16 protein-coding genes, 1 other RNA gene and 1 pseudogene are annotated in these 17,245 nt (G+C 35.4%); 11 read left to right on the top strand and 7 right to left on the bottom strand.

The window, feature by feature from the left end; all coding sequences use genetic code 11:
- Positions 1-52: 52 nt before the first annotated feature.
- The 5 genes from M2373_RS13985 to rimM all read left to right on the top strand — a co-directional run bounded on the left by M2373_RS13985 (position 53) and on the right by rimM (position 3,106).
- Positions 53-583 (top strand): SRPBCC family protein, encoded by a 531-nt coding sequence (locus M2373_RS13985; RefSeq protein WP_259111665.1) that lies wholly within the window; start codon positions 53-55, stop codon positions 581-583.
- A gap of 114 nt (positions 584-697) precedes the next feature.
- Entirely contained in the window at positions 698-1,147 is a 450-nt protein-coding gene (locus M2373_RS13980) for a hypothetical protein (RefSeq protein WP_259111664.1), read from the top strand.
- Positions 1,148-1,285: 138 nt separating this feature from the next.
- Positions 1,286-1,807, top strand: coding sequence for a nitroreductase (locus M2373_RS13975; RefSeq protein ID WP_259111663.1), 522 nt, complete (start codon positions 1,286-1,288; stop codon positions 1,805-1,807).
- 175 nt (positions 1,808-1,982) lie between these two features.
- Positions 1,983-2,549 carry a 30S ribosomal protein S16 gene (locus M2373_RS13970; RefSeq protein ID WP_259111662.1) on the top strand — a complete coding sequence of 189 codons (567 nt, stop codon included), beginning with the start codon at positions 1,983-1,985 and terminating at the stop codon, positions 2,547-2,549.
- A gap of 14 nt (positions 2,550-2,563) precedes the next feature.
- A complete protein-coding gene (rimM, locus tag M2373_RS13965) occupies positions 2,564-3,106 on the top strand; it encodes a ribosome maturation factor RimM (RefSeq protein ID WP_259111661.1) in 543 nt (180 codons plus the stop codon).
- 83 nt (positions 3,107-3,189) lie between these two features.
- Here the strand turns inward: rimM and M2373_RS13960 are convergent, their stop codons facing one another.
- The 3 genes from M2373_RS13960 to M2373_RS13950 form a co-directional block, all read right to left on the bottom strand.
- Positions 3,190-4,833, bottom strand: coding sequence for a serine hydrolase (locus M2373_RS13960; RefSeq protein ID WP_259111660.1), 1,644 nt, complete (start codon positions 4,831-4,833; stop codon positions 3,190-3,192).
- A 100-nt stretch (positions 4,834-4,933) separates the two neighbouring features.
- Positions 4,934-5,734 (bottom strand): AraC family transcriptional regulator, encoded by an 801-nt coding sequence (locus M2373_RS13955; protein WP_259111659.1) that lies wholly within the window; start codon positions 5,732-5,734, stop codon positions 4,934-4,936.
- Position 5,735: 1 nt separating this feature from the next.
- Positions 5,736-6,662 (bottom strand): XRE family transcriptional regulator, encoded by a 927-nt coding sequence (locus M2373_RS13950; protein WP_259111658.1) that lies wholly within the window; start codon positions 6,660-6,662, stop codon positions 5,736-5,738.
- Between the two features lie 106 nt (positions 6,663-6,768).
- On the opposite strand from M2373_RS13950, the gene M2373_RS13945 reads away from it, so the two are divergent.
- The 5 genes and pseudogenes from M2373_RS13945 (at position 6,769) to M2373_RS13925 (ending at position 13,299) form a co-directional block, all read left to right on the top strand.
- On the top strand, positions 6,769-7,440 hold the full coding sequence (locus M2373_RS13945; RefSeq protein WP_259111657.1) for an LA_2272 family surface repeat-containing protein: 672 nt from the start codon (positions 6,769-6,771) through the stop codon (positions 7,438-7,440).
- Between the two features lie 4 nt (positions 7,441-7,444).
- Positions 7,445-8,043 (top strand): annotated as a pseudogene (locus M2373_RS13940) (CDP-alcohol phosphatidyltransferase family protein).
- Between the two features lie 135 nt (positions 8,044-8,178).
- Positions 8,179-9,627 carry an asparagine--tRNA ligase gene (gene asnS / locus M2373_RS13935; protein WP_259111656.1) on the top strand — a complete coding sequence of 483 codons (1,449 nt, stop codon included), beginning with the start codon at positions 8,179-8,181 and terminating at the stop codon, positions 9,625-9,627.
- Between the two features lie 285 nt (positions 9,628-9,912).
- On the top strand, positions 9,913-11,376 hold the full coding sequence (gene rpoN, locus M2373_RS13930) for an RNA polymerase factor sigma-54 (protein ID WP_259111655.1): 1,464 nt from the start codon (positions 9,913-9,915) through the stop codon (positions 11,374-11,376).
- Between the two features lie 189 nt (positions 11,377-11,565).
- Entirely contained in the window at positions 11,566-13,299 is a 1,734-nt protein-coding gene (locus M2373_RS13925) for a T9SS type A sorting domain-containing protein (protein ID WP_259111654.1), read from the top strand.
- A gap of 60 nt (positions 13,300-13,359) precedes the next feature.
- On the opposite strand, the gene M2373_RS13920 is transcribed toward M2373_RS13925, so the two are convergent.
- The 3 genes from M2373_RS13920 to M2373_RS13910 form a co-directional block, all read right to left on the bottom strand.
- Positions 13,360-14,982, bottom strand: a complete 1,623-nt coding sequence (locus M2373_RS13920; protein ID WP_259111653.1) for an AMP-binding protein — start codon at positions 14,980-14,982, stop codon at positions 13,360-13,362.
- A gap of 62 nt (positions 14,983-15,044) precedes the next feature.
- Complete coding sequence (locus M2373_RS13915; protein ID WP_259111652.1) at positions 15,045-15,719, bottom strand: beta-carotene 15,15'-monooxygenase; 675 nt, start codon at positions 15,717-15,719, stop codon at positions 15,045-15,047.
- Positions 15,712-16,203: an RNA polymerase sigma factor gene (locus M2373_RS13910; protein ID WP_259111651.1), complete on the bottom strand. Its 492-nt coding sequence runs from the start codon at positions 16,201-16,203 to the stop codon at positions 15,712-15,714. The genes M2373_RS13915 and M2373_RS13910 overlap by 8 nt, the downstream gene beginning before the upstream one ends.
- A gap of 158 nt (positions 16,204-16,361) precedes the next feature.
- On the opposite strand from M2373_RS13910, the gene rnpB reads away from it, so the two are divergent.
- An RNA gene (rnpB, locus tag M2373_RS13905) (RNase P RNA component class A) lies at positions 16,362-16,693 on the top strand.
- A 104-nt stretch (positions 16,694-16,797) separates the two neighbouring features.
- Here rnpB and M2373_RS13900 read toward each other — a convergent pair.
- Complete coding sequence (locus M2373_RS13900; RefSeq protein WP_259111650.1) at positions 16,798-17,181, bottom strand: hypothetical protein; 384 nt, start codon at positions 17,179-17,181, stop codon at positions 16,798-16,800.
- Between the last annotated feature and the right edge of the window lie 64 nt (positions 17,182-17,245).

Raw genomic sequence — 17,245 nt, 5'->3', positions numbered from 1 at the left:
CAAGTTATAGGCTTACGGATGTTAAAAATTTTAAACCCAAAATATTTAAACTATGAAAACAATCTTAAAAATTATCGGTGTAATCATTCTGCTGATCGTGGCATATGCAGTGATTGCCATGCTGGCTTTCAGTAAAGATTATCACTTCGAAAAATCAATCGTGATTAATGCCCCGAAAGAGAAAGTATGGCAACATGTCGGTTCTACAAAGGCTTTCAATGAATGGAATCCATTTGCAAAAGCTGATCCGAATATTCAGATTATTTACTCTGGAACACCGGGGGCCGTGGGAGACGCCTACCACTGGAAAGGAAATGACCAGGTGGGAGAAGGAGAACAGACTGTAACGGCGGTGATTCCCAACGAAAAACTGTCCAGTGATCTTCATTTTATCAAACCTTGGGACGGTGTTGCAAAAGGAAATTTTATTTTAACTCCTGAAGGTAACGGAACAAAAGTCACTTGGACGATGGACAACGAGCTCACAACGATGATGAAAGTAATGAAGCCTATGATGGACAGCCAGATGGGAAAAATGTTTGGCGAGGGACTAGACGAGCTGAAAAAGATCTCTGAAAAATAAAAAATGAAAGCCTTGTTAATTTACAGGGCTTTTTTGCATTATTATTTTGTTGAAGCTTTACCATATTTGTATAAATTATTTAAAAAATATTATCTTTATATAAAGAATCGATGTATGGAGAAGACAGTATTCGAGAAGAATGACATACGAAATTATGTAAAAACCGTGATTGCCGAAAAGATTGAAAAGCTTAAAAACTTTATCGAATTTACTCTGGAAGCAAGCCGCGATATCAAAAAGACTCCAAAATATGACAGCATGAGGGAAGAAATGCAGGAGGAAATTTATCAGATGCAAAGACAACTTGGAGCCCTCAATGATCTGAAAAGGAATATGGCAAAGGTTTTAAATACTTCAACTGAAAGAGTTCAGCTTGGCTCGCTGGTTATTACCAATAAAGCACGTTTTTATATTTCAGTTTCTCTGGGAGAGTTTTTTTTTGAAGGCGACCGCTTTTATGCTATTTCCCCTGAAAGCCCCATGGCCAGAAAAATGATGGGAATGAAAGCAGGGAATGATTTTACATTAAATAAAATTCATCAGGAAATTGTTGAGGTGCTTTAGAAGTTAGGAGTTATGAATGATGAGTTTTGAGTTTTTGGGAAATTATTATTTATACGAAGGAGAAATCTATTAATGTTAAGAGTGAAAAACTATCAACCATAAACAATCAGCCATCAACTTTTTTGTAATTTTGCTTTCATGAACAAAGCAGAAGTTTTAAAAGAAATCATAGAGCAAAGAAGAAGTATCTTTCCAAAAGATTATACCGAAAATGAAATTCCTCAGAATATTATTGATGAGATTTTAAATTCAGCAACATTTGCTCCCAATCATAAACGTACCAAGCCTTGGCGTTTCAAAATATTTAAAGGCGAAGAAAAAGCAAAACTGGCTTCCGAAATGCAGGCAATCTACAAAGCTTCTCAACCCGAACAACTTTTTTTGGAAAAAAAATATAATGACATTGGTTTTAAAATCAATAAAGCTGATGCTGTAGCTTCTATTGTCGTTAATTTCAGCGGAATGGTTCCGGAATGGGAAGAAATTGCAGCGGTTTCAATGGCTGTTCAGAATATGTATCTTACGTGTACAGCCAACGGAATAGGCTCGTACTGGAGCTCTCCTAAAATTGTTGAGCAGTTGAAAGAATCTTTAACGATCGAGGAAAATCAGAAATGTCTTGGGTTGTTTTATATGGGGATTTCTAATGTAGCAATATAACAGTTTATCAATGTATCAATTCTCAAAAAAAGGAATATCAATATTGTTATATTGCTAGACAGATAAATTGTTACATTAATAATTGTTACATTAATAATTGTTGAATAAGAATTTTTGTTTATCTTTGCACACTTAAATATTTAACTGGGACGAGTTCCCGTAAAATTCAAACATTATGTCAGTAAAAATCAGATTACAAAGACACGGATCAAAAGGGAGACCTTTTTTCCACATCGTGGTTGCAGATTCTAGATCAAGAAGAGATGGTAAATTCATCGAGAAATTAGGAACTTACAACCCAATTACTAACCCTGCAACTATCGATTTGAACGTTGATTCTGCTGTAAAGTGGTTAAACAACGGTGCTCAACCAACTGATACTGCTAGAGCGATCCTTTCTTACAAAGGTGCACTTTACAAAAAACACTTACAAGGTGGTGTTGCTAAAGGAGCTTTTGATGAGGCTGAAGCTGAAAAAAGATTCAATGCATGGGTTGAAGCTAAAGATTCAAAAGTACAAGGTAAAGTAGAAGGATTATCAAAAGCTCAGGCTGATGCTAAGAAAGCTGCTTTGGAAGCTGAAGCTAAAGTAAACGAAGCTAGAATTGCTGCTGCTGCACAAGCTGAAGCTGATGCTAAGGCTGCTGAAGAAGCTGCTAATGCACCTGCTGAAGAAGTTGCTGAAGCAACTGAAGGAGAAGCTCCTGTTGCTGAATCTACAGAAGAAAACACTGAAGCTTAATAACAAAATCCTGTATGCGTAAAGAAGATTGCTATTTATTAGGGAAAATTACACGCAGACACGGACTTGCGGGGAATGTAATCCTTAAATTGGATACAGATCAACCCGAGCTTTACAATAAACTGGAATCAATATTCGTTGAAATCAACGGATTATTGGTTCCTTTTTTTATTGCAAAATCATCCTGGAGCAAGTTGGATGCTCTTAATATTGCCTTTAAGAACTCTTCTGAGGCACTGGTAGACCAGTCTTTAGGTAAAAATGTTTATTTACCGTTGGCTTCTTTGCCCAAACTTTCTGGAAAGCAATTCTATTATCACGAAATCATCGGCTACAATATCCTTGACGAAAATGATAATGACTGTGGTGTTATCAGATCTGTAAATGATCAGACCGCACAGGTTTATTTCATTACCAATCTGGACGGGAAAGAAGTGGTTATTCCTATGATCAAGGACTGGATTCTTGAAGTAGACAGAGAAGAAAGAGTGATCAAAATGCAGCTTCCCGAAGGTCTTATTGATGTTTTTCTTATTCCTTCAAAAAAAGACGAATAGTAATAGTATTCTCTTTTTTTGGAACAAGGAAGTTCTTCTTTGACTATACATACTATTTTTTATTCCTCATTACCGATTACTTATTACTCATAAACTGCGGGTAATAAATATTCCTGTACTATTTTATCAACCTGTGCATGAGCATAAGGTTTGTTATATGCTTTTGCTGTAACTACCATTACAACAGGGATTTCAGTAAAAATAATAATTTTATTTCCGCCATTTCCACTGGCTTGATAAGCCTCGAAATTTTTGTTTCCCACTTTGTATATTTTTCTCCAGAATAAATAACCGTATCCTTCAAAGTCTTTATGAGAAGTAAAATAATTAGTGAACGTTTTTTTGATCCAATTTTTATCTAAAATAGTTTTTCCGTTCCAGATTCCGTTGTTTTTATAAAGCTGTCCGAATTTTGCGAAATCTAAAGCTTTCATTTTCAGTCCTCCTGCCAAAGATGGTTTTTGCTGAGGTGTAAATTGCCATTCATAATTGGTGATTCCTAATGGTTGGAAAAGTTTTTGACCGGCATAATTTTCCAAACCTTTCGGAACCGATTGATCTAAAATGTCTCCGGTTAAAACCACACCGGCCGTAAAATAATTCCAGTTCTGTCCGATTTTATTTTCTGTCATGGGCAAATCAAGCGTAAATTTTATCCAATTTTCCGTTGGATACATATTTTCCTCATTTCCCGGAGATTCGTAATCTTCATCATTCCCATTAAATCCGGAGCTCATTGTAAGTAAGCTTTTAATGGTGACATTTTCTTTTTCAGAAGAATAATTATTGAATTGTTTTAAATGATAAAATTCTTTCAGGCTTTGGTATTCGTTTTTAATAAAGCCATCTTTTATGGCAATTCCCATTAATGCTGAGGAGAATGACTTTCCAACAGAACGGGTATCATTTAAGCTGTCTCTTTTATAACCGTTAAAATATTCTTCAAGAAGTAGTTTGCCGTTTTTAATAATGACAATTCCGGTGATATCACGGAATCTGTTTTCTGCGATTTTTTGATTAAGAGCTTCGATTTTTTTCTGATTAAACTGCTCATCAGATATTTTCCATCCACTATCCGGCTGGATTTTCTGAACCGTAATCTCTTGTTCGGAAATATTCTTTTTTGGAATGATAAGTTTAATTTCTCCCCGTGCAATAGTATTTCCGACTTTTAATACAGTAGTTTTCAAATAAGGTTTGATTTCAATTGTCAGTGTATAATTTCCGTTTTCCAGAGCATCAATTCCACCATTGGCAAGATAAAATCTCATCCACAGATATTTTCCCCATGAGTCTTCGTTTGTCGTACTGAGAAAAGGAATTCTCAAACTTGTTTTAATTTTTTTACTCTCCGGTGTTCCTGCTCCTGAATTGAGATTTTCAGTGTAAATTAATTTTCCGTCTACAAAGAAATTGAATTGATAGTTTCCCTTTTTAAGAAGTTCTTCTGTACTTAAAGAGGAATCGAGCTGATGTAAATAATTAATCAATGAATTATCCAAAAAGACACGAATGTCAAAATTTTTATCTTCCTGATAAACCATGGTCTGCAGAAAATCAGTTTCTTTTATTTTTTCTAAGGAAATCACTTTATCCGAAAAAAGGATCTCTTTTAAATGTTTTTTCTGAACAGAATTTTCAATTTTTTCAGGCTCAATGATGTTTTGAACCTGCGCCAAAGAAAGATTTGAGATCAGAATTAATGTAAAGACTAAGATTGTTTTCATGGTGAATTTTATCTAGACAAAAATATACATCGTTTTCTTTAAAAAATAGAATGAAATTAACATTCCGGATCTGCAGCCTTAAAAAAAGAATTATTCTTAATCACTTCAAAATTTTCCTGTATTTCAACGGAGTAATACCGATATTTTCCTTAAAACAACGGATAAAATGACTCTGATCTGAAAATCCAGACTCCAGTGCAACTTCTGATAAAGATTCATACTCATTCAACAATTTCAATGATTTTTCAACTTTTAATTTTCTTAGATATTCTCCCAGATTACATTGGAAATATTTCTGAAAATCTCTGCTCAAATGCATTGGATGAATATTCAGTGTTTTAGAAAGTCCTGTCAGATTCAGTTTTTCTGTAGAAGTTTCATGTAAAATTTCGTCAATTTGTTTTACCCAGACCGGTTTCTTTTCACAATGTTCTTTTTGATTGGATAAATGACTGAAAATATTTAACAAAAGCTGATGAATAGACAGTTCAAAAGAATCATTATTGATTTTTGACTCTTTAAAAATCTGATGAATTAATAATTTTGAAGACGGGTTCTTAATCATAAAGCTGCCTTCAGTCTGATCTTTTGAAAGTTGAAATTTTTTAAACCACTCTTCTGTAATTTCAATGTGAAACCCCCGCGTAAAAATATCTGGTTTTATGTTATAGTGTGCGTCTTCCCAATGATGATAAAGCAATGTTCCGGCTGAGCAGTCATAGGATTCTTTTTTGTTTCTTTCAGTCATATTTCCCTGCAGCAGAAAGGTAAAATAGGGATTTTCATGGTAATGCCAATCCACAAAAGAATGGGTGTATTCTGTATCCGTAATAGTCAATCCGTCGAAAATGAGGGTTTCGTTGGTCTGTCCGAAAAATTCACCATTACGAAGCGTTTTCATATTATATGTTTTTATTTAAATTTTCAATTTGCTCGTGTATTTTATTGAAAAACTTTTTTCTGTCTCTGTTTCCGGCAGTATTAAGTGATTTACAGTTTTTTATCTGATGTTCAAAATAATTCAGTGTTTCGCTGCATGTTTTCGGATCATTAATTAAAATATACCCGAACATATTGGCCGGCAGGGCAAAAAGTGACTGCTTGGGATGATGAAAAAAGATATCATTGGAAAGGTGCACCAGTTCATTTTCGTATAAATGAAATTTGGGATCGTTTTCTGTTTTTTGTTCGATATATTTAATAAGTTCTTTTAGTTCCTGAAGAATTATTTTGGCCTCATTTCGCAGTAAAAGGCCTGTATCGAAATAAAATGAGATCTGCTGGAGAATACTTGTGATCGTCATATCATTCCATAATTCTACCACATTTTGAGCTTCATATTTATTCTTTAATGCTTGGGTATCCGGCTCAAAGCTGGGTGGCGAAAACTGTAAAAAAGGAATAAAAACCTGTTTCGAATTAAGCAGATTCATCCAGACATAAATTTTGAAACGGGAAAGCAAGGTATCAGAAAGGGTATAAAAGAATGGAATATCTTTCGCAGAATAATAAATTGTCATCCCATTAGAAAGCGGCAGATTCTCAAAAACACTGAGATTGTTTTTGAAAAAGGACTGCAAATCTTCTGTGTTCGTTACGGCAGAGGTCTTCTGAACCATAAACTGATGGTCGTTACTGATAAACTGATTGAGTGAGATCTGATAATATTTTGCCAGTTCCAATGCTTCCTCAAAACTGAATTTTGCCTTTAAAGAAGTTCTTCTGTGGGCTGCATCATAACTTATATTAAGGATATTTGAGATCTCGTCGTTCAAAGATCTGTCACCAATTTTTTTTCGAATTTCCTTAAGCAGACGCTCCTGATACATGTTTTTGTGATTTTCACAAATGTAGTCATTTATTTTAATTTTTTTTCACATTCACTTTTTTGTTTTCTGCAGATAATTTTGATGAATAATTTTAAAATAATGAAAGATGAGAACACGGATTTTATTGATATTAAGTTTTTTGATAGTTAATTTTTTTCATGCTCAGGATAGTTTGAAAATACAAAAAGCCAAGTTGATTGCTTTAACGCCTTTTAATGATAACATTGATAAAGTAAACGGGTTGACCGTAGGATTAGGTTTTGATTCAAAATATGTTTTTAAAGAGCAAAATGTAAAATTGCTTCAAAAAGTGAATGGTTTAAATCTCGATGTAAATGCTTTGGGATTTTTATTCTGGATGTTTTATGATCCGGCAAAAGGTCAGAATATAGAATTTATAAAAGTTAACGGGATTACTATTTCAGCCGCAGGATATTTGCGGGGGGTAAGTCACAACGGAATCAATCTTTCTCTCTATAATTATGGTCATACTATGAATGGTGTATCGGGAACACTTTTTACGACCTATATTGAAGAAGGAAACGGAATTTTTGTCTCCCCTGTCGGTTTCTATTCTAAAGAGTTGAATGGTGTGAGTATTTCTGTTTTTAATGATGCTGAAATCATGAAAGGAATACAGATTGGAGGATATAATTCGAGTGAAGTAGTTACAGGAATGCAGATTGGTTTAGTAAATAAATCTAAAAAATTAAAAGGTCTTCAAATCGGATTATGGAATAAAAATGGAAAAAGAAGTTTACCCATAATTAATTTTTAATACTATGAAAACGATACCCTATATTTTAATTGTCACAAGATTTATTCTGGCTCCAATCATTCTTTTATTGGCTTATCTCAAAGGTGAAGAATCTAGATTTTTAATTTTAACCTTGATGTATTCCGGATTATTAACCGATATTTTCGACGGTATTATCGCCCGAAAAACTGGTGTTTCTTCTGAGAAATTAAGAAGATTAGACAGTCAGACTGATTTAATTTTCTGGCTTTCGTTAGGATTCGCTGCTTATTTTTTGAATCCGAATTGATTAAAAATGAATGGAAAGGCATTGTTTTAATCTTCGCTATGGAGGCACTTTGTTACATTGTCAGCATATGGAAATTTGGAAAGGAAACCTGTACCCATGCTTTTTTGTCAAAAATGTGGGGTCTGAGTCTGTTAATTGCTTTTACTTGTTTAATAGGATTTTCAGAAATAGGCTGGGCTTTTTATCTGGCTGTGGGGCTGGGCTTGATTTCGCATATTGATGTTATTCTTATTATTTTAATACTCCCAAAATGGCAGTATGACGTCCCGAGTGCTTATCATGCCTGGAAAATAAGAAACGGTAGGCAACATAAAAAAGGAATATTCTTTAATTAAAATAATATTTAAAGCATAGTTTTTCATTAATTAATTGATAAATGATTTTGTAAAAAAGCAGTGTAATCATCAAATTGCGCTGTTTTTTTGTAACTTTGCGGACATTAATTTTTATACAAAAATTTTAATCAACAAATGAAAAAGCAGACAATTAAGGAAATCCTACAGGATTACAAGAAAGTATTACATCATGACATCACGGTTTACGGTTGGGTAAGAACGTTCCGTGCCAATCGCTTTATAGCACTTAATGATGGTTCTACGATTAATAATTTGCAAATAGTTGTTGATTTTGAGAATTTCGACGAAGAGATTATCAGTAAAATCAGTACTGCAGCTTCTTTAAAAGTTGTAGGTGAAGTGGTGGAAAGCCAGGGAGCGGGTCAGGCTGTGGAAATTATCGCTAAAAAAATTATTATTTTAGGAGATAACTTTACAGAAGACAGAGATAAAACGATCCTTCAGCCTAAGAAGCACTCACTGGAAACATTGAGAGATCAGGCACACCTGAGATTCAGAACTAATTTATTCGGAGCTGTTTTCAGAGTACGTCACGCGGTGAGTTTTGCAGTGCATTCATTCTTCAACCAAAACCAGTTCTTTTATATCAACACACCAGTTATTACAGGAGCTGATGCAGAAGGTGCGGGTGAAATGTTTGGTGTGACCAATTTTGATCTGAACAATATTCCGAGAGGAGAAGATGGGGAAATTGATTTTGCTCAGGATTTCTTTGGTAAAAAAACAAACTTAACGGTTTCAGGACAGCTTGAAGGAGAAACCGCAGCAATGGGATTGGGAAGAATTTATACTTTCGGACCTACTTTCCGTGCTGAAAATTCAAACACAACGCGTCACTTAGCGGAATTCTGGATGATCGAGCCGGAAGTTGCTTTCAACAACCTTGAAGATAACATCGACCTTGCGGAAGATTTCTTAAAATATGTGATTCAGTATGTTTTGGATAACTGCAAAGATGATTTGGACTTCTTAGACAAGCGTTTTGAGGAAGAACAAAAAGGAAAACCAGAAAAAGACAGAGCAAAAGAAGGATTGATCGAAAAGCTTCAGAATGTTATTGCTAAACGTTTCAAGCGTGTAAGCTATACGGAAGCGATCGAGATCTTAATGAACTCTAAAGAAAATAAAAAAGGAAAATTCCAATATCCGGTTGAAAGCTGGGGAACTGACCTTCAGTCTGAGCACGAAAGATTCTTAGTGGAGAAACATTTCGAGAGTCCGGTGGTATTATTTGATTATCCTAAGGAGATCAAAGCATTCTACATGAAGCTTAACGACGATAACAAAACGGTTGCAGCAATGGATGTACTTTTCCCTGGAATCGGTGAAATCATCGGTGGTTCAGAAAGGGAGGCGAGACTGGATGTTTTAAAACAGAAAATGGAAGATATGCATGTTGATGAGCATGAGCTTTGGTGGTATTTAGACACCAGAAAATTCGGTTCGGTTCCACATGCAGGATTTGGATTAGGATTGGAAAGATTAGTTCTTTTCGTAACGGGTATGACGAACATCAGAGACGTAATTCCTTTCCCAAGAACACCGAAAAATGCAGAGTTTTAAAAAACTTTAGTTATTAAATATATAAATCCTTCCCATTTATGAGAAGGATTTTTTATTGATTTATAAAAAAATAAATTCCAAAGCATTGTTGTTTTCGTAAAAACCCGAAAATTACCATCTATAAAACGCACAAAAAAGCCTTAAAACATCATGTTTAAGGCTTTTTTTATTTTCTAATAGTTTATTGTGGTATGGATAATACAAAAATCGTGCTAAAATATATTTTTTTGTCAGAAAATTTTATTAAATTCGTGGAATATGTTATGTTAAAACACAAATAGTAATATGCTTAAACAACACTTACAACTCAAATTAGGACAGAAGTTGGCCCCTCAACAAATCCAGCTGATGAAGTTGATTCAGCTTCACACGTTGGAATTTGAAGAGGAACTCGAGAGAGAGTTAGAAGAAAATCCTGCTTTGGAGATCGCAAAAGAGGAGTCTAAGGAAGATGAGTATTCTTCTTTGGAAGATTCTTATGAAAATGAAGGAACAGAAAGCATTGAAACTGATTTTGATGTTAACGAATATCTCTACGACGACGAACCAACCTATAAAACTGCATCCAGCAACTATTCTCCGGACGACGAAGAATTCGATAATGAAAGTCTTTTAACCGAAGGGCAGTCTCTGTATGATTATCTTACCGAACAAATTCATTTATCCAGTATCAATGAACATGATCTTAAGATTGCAGAATATATTATTGGGAATCTTGATACGGACGGATATTTAAGAAGAGAAATCAAATCTCTTGTTGATGATCTTGCATTTTCACAAGGATTGTATACAACAAAAGAAAAAGTAGAGGATATTCTTGAAAACTATGTTCAGAAGCTTGATCCGCCGGGAGTAGGAGCGAGAGGACTGCAGGAATGCCTTCTTTTACAGATTGAAAAGAAAGTGAGCTCTGATAAAGCAGTTTCTTTGGCGGCAAATATTCTGAGACATCAGTTTGATGCTTTAACCAATAAGCATTATAATAAGATCATTCAGAAATATGATATTGAAGAAGATGATCTTAAAGATGCGTTAGATGAAATTTCAAAGTTGTCTCCAAAAGTAGGGGGGAACTTTGATACCCAGACGATTACCATCAATCAGGAGATTATTCCGGATTTTGTGATTCAGGTGAAAGACGGATTGGTTATCCCGATGCTGAACAGCAAAAATGCACCTACTTTGAGGGTTTCTGAGGAATACAAAGATATTCTGACGACTTATTCTCATGATAAAAATTCTTCTGAGCATAAACAGGCCGCTTTATTTATCAAGCAGAAACTGGATGCTGCAAAATGGTATATAGATGCTATTAATCAGCGCCAGAATACTTTGTTACAAACCATTACTGCGATTGTAAAATTTCAGAAAGATTATTTCATCACCGGTGATGAAAAGTCATTAAGACCAATGATTTTAAAAGATATTGCAGATATTACAGGATTTGATATTTCTACGATTTCAAGAGTGGTAAAAAGTAAATATGCCGATACTCCGAACGGAATTGTATATCTTAAAGATCTGTTTTCTGACAGTCTTACCAATGACGATGGGGAAGAGGTTTCTACAAAAGAAATTAAGACACATCTTCAGGAAGTCATCAGCAAAGAAAATAAGAGAAAACCTCTTACGGATGATGCTTTGGTAGTGATCTTAAAAGAACAGGGATATAATATTGCAAGAAGAACAATTGCAAAATACCGTGAGCAGCTTAACATTCCGGTTGCCAGGTTACGAAAGGAATTGTAAAATATTCTACAAAATAAATCAAATGCTCAGTTTTTACTGGGCATTTTTTATTTAATACGAAAACTTTAAATTAAAAAATGATGATGATTTAAATCATAGTGTAATCGGTTACATTCATGGGTTAATTATTTTTATTTATTCTAAATTGAATTTACTTTTGCTTTTCATTTAATAAACAATGACAGTTTTATGAGAAAAGTTGATTTTTTTAATGTCACTAAAAGTGCTTTCGGAATTATATTATTATCCTCAGGTTCACTTTTATCAGCACAGAATATTGGAAATATAACTGGTTTCAACCAGGATATTATTGCAAACGGAACAGGAAATGCCTCACAATCCACAACGATAGGGCTGGATGAAGTGAATACAAGAGCTTTGGTTTCATTGGATTTTAAAGCGACCAGTTCCTCTTCGGCTCCGAATTATGGACTTCCTGCAAATGGACAGATCACCAGTATTATGAATTCGGGTGTTGTCTATCAATTAGGAAATTATTCTTCAAATAATGCATTATATCTTACACCTGCTTATGTTACAGGGTCTGCAAATACTCAAAATACGGGTACGCTTTCGTTTCAGACAACTAATGTAGCAACTTTATATATTCTTTCTTCTGCTGCCGGAGGTGGATCAAATAATATACCTTATACAGCACAGATCAATTTCAGCGATGGGACAAATCAGATCAGCACCGTTCAGGCAAAAGACTGGTATGGAAATGCAGGCTTTGCCATCAAGGGAATCGGAAGAGTCAATATCAGCAATAATAATCTTGAAGGTGACAGCGAAAATCCAAGATTATACGAAGATGCAATTACGATTGATCCCGCGAATCAGTCTAAAACAATTACAGGAGTAACCTTTACATTTAATGGGGATTCTTCTGCAGCATATGCTAATGAAATCAGATTGTCAATACTTTCTGTAGCAGCTTCTTCACAGGCAGTGACGAATAATTTAGCCGTAAAAACATATAACGGAGGACCTGCAACGATCACAACGAACAACGGAACATTAAGTTTAATGGCTGAGCTCAACGGAAGCTACACCGGCGATATAACATGGAAGATCGTAGCAGGAACAGGAAATGCAACAATTGATCAGTATGCAAAAGTAACAGCGCTTTCCAACGGTACAGTGAAGGCTGTAGCAACTTTAGACTCAGATCCTGCAGTTCAGGGAGAGCTGGATATTACTATTTCAGGCCAGTCCGGAGGATATTGTGAGTCTTATTTTGTGAATGGATGTTCTTACTTATATATTGACAATGTTTCCACAACGGGAGCTGCTTCCAATTTAAATAATATTTCGTCGGGATGTTCCAATAACAATTCATTGACAGGATATGCCAATTTTACAAGCCTTTCTTTAGGGGTTATAAAAGGAAGCACCGTCAATATGAACCTTGACTTTTCTACCAATACAGCTTATCTTTCCGCCTGGATCGACTGGAATGGCGATAATGTTTTTACAGATGATGAAATGATCTATCAGTCTTCCAGTGAAGAACCCAATGCAGCGGCATTTAGCTTTACAGTTCCTACCACAGCAGTTACAGGAACAGTTCGTATGCGTCTGAAAGCCGTGAATGGCTGGGTAGGCTCAGGAGCTTGTGGCTACAACTCGATAGGTGAGGTGGAAGACTATAATGTCAACATCCAAAACAATAATCTGTCGACAGTTGAAAATAATAAAACAGAAGAAGTTATCGGAATTTATCCGAATCCCACCTCAGATCAGGTGAATATTAAAACCAATCAGAAAGTAGAAGCAGTAGAACTATATTCAATTGCCGGAAATCTTATTACAAAAGAGAAAGATACCCGTACTGTAAATCTTAAACACCTTCCTAACGGACTATATCTATTAAAGGTTTATCTTAAAAATCAGGTAGTGGTTAAAAAGATCATTAAAAAATAAATTTTGTGATAAAACAGAAAAGCAGTTCAATTTGAACTGCTTTTTTTATATTTTCTAATGTTAAATCTTCACTTTTTCAAGACCCAGTTCTTTCACAGATACTTCACGCATTTCCACTTTTCGTATTTTTCCTGAGATCGTCATTGGAAACTCATCGACGAACTTCCAGTATTTCGGAACTTTATAATGAGCAATTCTATCCTTGCAATAGCTTAAAAGTTCTTCTTCGGTGACGTTAAATCCTTTTCTGACCTTCACCCATGCCATTACTTCCTCCCCGAATTTCTCACTCGGAACACCGATGATCTGAACATCAAGAATATTAGGATAAGTGTACAGGAAGTCTTCAATCTCTTTAGGTGAAATATTTTCACCACCACGAATGATCAGGTCTTTTATTCTTCCCGAAATGGTAATATATCCTTCTTCATCCATCACTGCCATGTCTCCGGTATGCATCCATCGGGCATCATCAAGCACTTTTCTCGTATTTTCAGGATCATTCCAATATTTCAGCATAACAGAATATCCTCTGGTGCACAATTCACCGTGCTCGCCGCGTTCGACAATCCGTCCGTTTTCATCAACGATTTTTATTTCAAGGTGATCCTGAACAGTGCCCACCGTATTCACCTGTTTTTCAAAAGGTGTTCCTATTAAAGTCTGGGTAGAAACAGGGGATGTTTCGGTCATTCCGTAGCAGATGCTCATCTCTTTAATATTCATGAGGTTTTCTACTTTTTTCATGATCTCCGGCGGACAAACCGATCCGGCCATTACTCCCGTTCGTAAGCTGGAAAAATCAAAAGATTCGAAATCTTTTACTGCAAGTTCAGCAATAAACATGGTGGGAACACCATATAATGAAGTACACTTTTCTTCAGAAACTACTTTTAAGGTAATTTCAGGATCGAAACTGTCATTCGGAATTACCATACAGGCACCGTGTACAGTACAGCACATATTTCCGATAACCATACCGAAACAGTGATAAAACGGAACAGGAATACAGACTCTGTCTTTCTCAGAATATTTCAGCCGCACGCCGATAAAATAACCATTATTCAGAATATTATGGTGAGAAAGTGTAACTCCTTTAGGAAAGCCTGTTGTCCCTGAAGTATACTGAATGTTTACGGGATCGTCAAACTGTACATGCTCTTCAAAGCTGTGCAGTGTATCATCGGAGATTTCCTGTCCGTTATTCAGGAATTCCTCCCAATTATCATCAAAAAATATTTCTGATCTCAGGGTCGTACAGAATTCCCGGGCGTCCGCAATCATTTTTTTATAATCACTGGATTTGAAGATAAGAGAAGAAAAAATATGTGACATCTCTGACTGATTGATCACAAAGATGAGCTCACTGGTTCGGTAAGCAGGATTGATATTTACGAGTATAGCTCCTATCCGTGCAGTGGCATATTGTAAAAGAACCCATTCATAGCGGTTAGTAGACCATATTCCGATACGGTCTCCGGTTTTTACGCCTAAAAAGATCAGGGCTTTTGCAACAGCAGTGGTTTGGTTATAAAACTCCTGATAGGTCGCTCTGTAGTTTTGATGGACACATATTAACGCTTCGTGATTGGGGAATTTTTCAACTGTATTTTTTAAGCTGCCTCCGATAGTCTGCCCCATTAAAGGGACCTCGGATGCACCATATACATAAGATAAAGGCATAGTAAAAAGATTTGGTTAAATAAAATTAACAAATATATCCTAAACTCATTATCTATTTGGGGTTATTTTTCCTTAGAATCGATGTCTTTTAGCTGCTTTAGATTTTTATCAAGCTTTCTGATGATAATTCCGTAAACCAAACGATAGTAAAGCCATACCAAAACAATGGTAAGTACCATACTTACTACAATTCCTACAATCACAATGGTGAGGTCAGAATTGGTAGGTTCAATATTCTGAGTATTTAAAGCATAAAATATAAAGGCCGTAAAAACAGAGGTGAAAGCGACCAGTAAAACAATACTGATTAAGATAAATGCATTCACCGTTTTTTTGAACTTGATGATTCTTGTAATAAGACCCTTCAGGTTTTCCTCAATCTTTATTTTGCGATAGTTTTGATAGAATTTATAGACAAAATATGCTGTAATGAGTAAGCTTAAAATCTTTATGGCCAAATAAGTATTGTCGAAATTATTTTCCACTTCCGGTGTTTTCTGGGCTCCCAGTCTTTCTAAAACTTTTACAAAGCTATTGGATTCCTCACCCTGGAAAAAATAAAATAATCCTAAAACAGAAAAGAACAAAAATTCCGCAACGCTGATCCAGAAGATATACTTCACATAGTTACGCGACTTTTTATTCAACATTTTAAGGATCTCTTCGTTGTCGTATTTTTGCTGAACAGGTTGTTCCTGCCATGTTTTCTTAAAGCTGTCTAAGTCAAATTCAGGCATATTTTTCCATTTGTTCTTTAAGGGTTTTCTTTAATCTGTTCATTTTCACACGCGCATTAACTTCGGTGATCCCGAGGTTTTCTGCAATATCCTTGTAAGGCAAGTCATCAAGATACATCATTACAATTGCTCTTTCTACGTTCGGAAGGGTTTTGATCACGGTATACAGAAGCGATATCTGCTGCTGTTTGTCATCATCATCTTCTACGAAATCTCTGTGGTTGATATCCAGCTCGTTGGTAGGAAGGCTTTTGCTTTTTTTTCTGAAAAGCGTAATGGCTGTATTTAAGGCAACACGGTACATCCACGTAGAAATTTTGGAATTTCCTTTGAAAGAATCATAACTTCTCCAAAGCTGTAAAACAATCTCCTGGAAAAGATCTTCCTCATCTTCAAGAGAATTGGTATAAAGACGCGAAACCTTGATAATCAATCCCTGATTATCCTTAATAAGCTGCGCAAATTCTTTTTCTTTTGAAGCCAATGTAGATGTGTAATTTAGTTGACGAAGATAATGATTATGTGGTAATTATTGAAGAGTTATGAGTTATAATTTTTTTTGAAAATTATTGTTATAGAAGTCTTTTGAACATTCATAACTTATAACTTTCAACTCATAACTAATTTGTATCTTTGCAGCCACGAGAAAATCGGCTTGTTGATTCTTATTTCGGTAAGGGTAGGAAAGTCCGGACACCATAGAGCATCAAAGCGGATAACATCCGTCACCCGTGAGGGTAGGACAAGTGCAACAGAAAGCAAGTACAGTTCGGCTGTAGTGAAACCAGGTAAACTCTTTGTGGTGCAATGATAAGTATATCGGTTCTTTTCAGTAATGGAAATAGGGGTTGCTCGCCCTGAAAGCCGAGGGGTAATCAGCTCAATCCCGTTAGCAATAACGGGAGTAGATAAATAACAGGCATCTCGTTGCTCGCAACAGGATACAAAATCCGGCTTATAGATTTTCTCGTGTTTATTGGTATTAAGGTATAATCCGGTGTTTAAATCCGGAATCGGTAGAAATAAAAAAGCGGAGAATGTTCTCCGCTTTTCTGTTGATATGATGTAGATGCTTGTTTTAGTTTTCCGCTTTTACTTTATTGCGGATTTCAGTATTTTTTTGTGAATAAATCTGTGTTGCCCAAACAATAATAGCACTCATATCCCCGTTTGTTTTTCTTGTCAGTTCGGCTTCTGTAACGCCTGTAGAAAGAATCAGTGCTTTTGAAGCAGGTACTAATAAGGCTTTTCTTCGGTCGCTCAACTCAGAAGTGTTTCTTTTCTTTTCCTCTTCTGTCGGTCTGTTCTGAGGATCTCCCAGACTTTTGAAAGCTTTATTGAAATTGTCCATTTCCGGAGTTTTCATGCTTTCAACGGTGTTCACTGCTGCAGATTCATTGTTACAGGAAACTGCGGTAAGACTTAAAGTGGCAAAAGCAGCCAGTAGAAAATATTTTTTCATGATATTATTTTAAATAAAATGTTTAACTGGGCAATGGCTCAGTTTTTTTGATGTTTAGGAGTAT

This window comes from Chryseobacterium sp. JUb7 (genome assembly GCF_024806495.1).
Lineage (GTDB): Bacteria > Bacteroidota > Bacteroidia > Flavobacteriales > Weeksellaceae > Chryseobacterium.
This window is presented reverse-complemented; position numbering and strand designations above follow the sequence as displayed.

Excerpts from the sequence above, each read along its gene's own strand:
- M2373_RS13975 (WP_259111663.1), top strand. The coding sequence starts at position 1,286 with ATGAACAAAGCAGAAGTTTTAAAAGAAATCATAGAGCAAAGAAGAAGT.
- M2373_RS13920 (WP_259111653.1), bottom strand. The coding sequence starts at position 14,982 with ATGCCTTTATCTTATGTATATGGTGCATCCGAGGTCCCTTTAATGGGG.
- asnS (WP_259111656.1), top strand. The coding sequence starts at position 8,179 with ATGAAAAAGCAGACAATTAAGGAAATCCTACAGGATTACAAGAAAGTA.
- M2373_RS13970 (WP_259111662.1), top strand. The coding sequence starts at position 1,983 with ATGTCAGTAAAAATCAGATTACAAAGACACGGATCAAAAGGGAGACCT.
- M2373_RS13960 (WP_259111660.1), bottom strand. The coding sequence starts at position 4,833 with ATGAAAACAATCTTAGTCTTTACATTAATTCTGATCTCAAATCTTTCT.
- M2373_RS13980 (WP_259111664.1), top strand. The coding sequence starts at position 698 with ATGGAGAAGACAGTATTCGAGAAGAATGACATACGAAATTATGTAAAA.
- M2373_RS13945 (WP_259111657.1), top strand. The coding sequence starts at position 6,769 with ATGAGAACACGGATTTTATTGATATTAAGTTTTTTGATAGTTAATTTT.
- M2373_RS13955 (WP_259111659.1), bottom strand. The coding sequence starts at position 5,734 with ATGAAAACGCTTCGTAATGGTGAATTTTTCGGACAGACCAACGAAACC.
- M2373_RS13915 (WP_259111652.1), bottom strand. The coding sequence starts at position 15,719 with ATGCCTGAATTTGACTTAGACAGCTTTAAGAAAACATGGCAGGAACAA.
- rpoN (WP_259111655.1), top strand. The coding sequence starts at position 9,913 with ATGCTTAAACAACACTTACAACTCAAATTAGGACAGAAGTTGGCCCCT.
- rimM (WP_259111661.1), top strand. The coding sequence starts at position 2,564 with ATGCGTAAAGAAGATTGCTATTTATTAGGGAAAATTACACGCAGACAC.
- M2373_RS13950 (WP_259111658.1), bottom strand. The coding sequence starts at position 6,662 with ATGTATCAGGAGCGTCTGCTTAAGGAAATTCGAAAAAAAATTGGTGAC.
- M2373_RS13985 (WP_259111665.1), top strand. The coding sequence starts at position 53 with ATGAAAACAATCTTAAAAATTATCGGTGTAATCATTCTGCTGATCGTG.
- M2373_RS13900 (WP_259111650.1), bottom strand. The coding sequence starts at position 17,181 with ATGAAAAAATATTTTCTACTGGCTGCTTTTGCCACTTTAAGTCTTACC.
- M2373_RS13925 (WP_259111654.1), top strand. The coding sequence starts at position 11,566 with ATGAGAAAAGTTGATTTTTTTAATGTCACTAAAAGTGCTTTCGGAATT.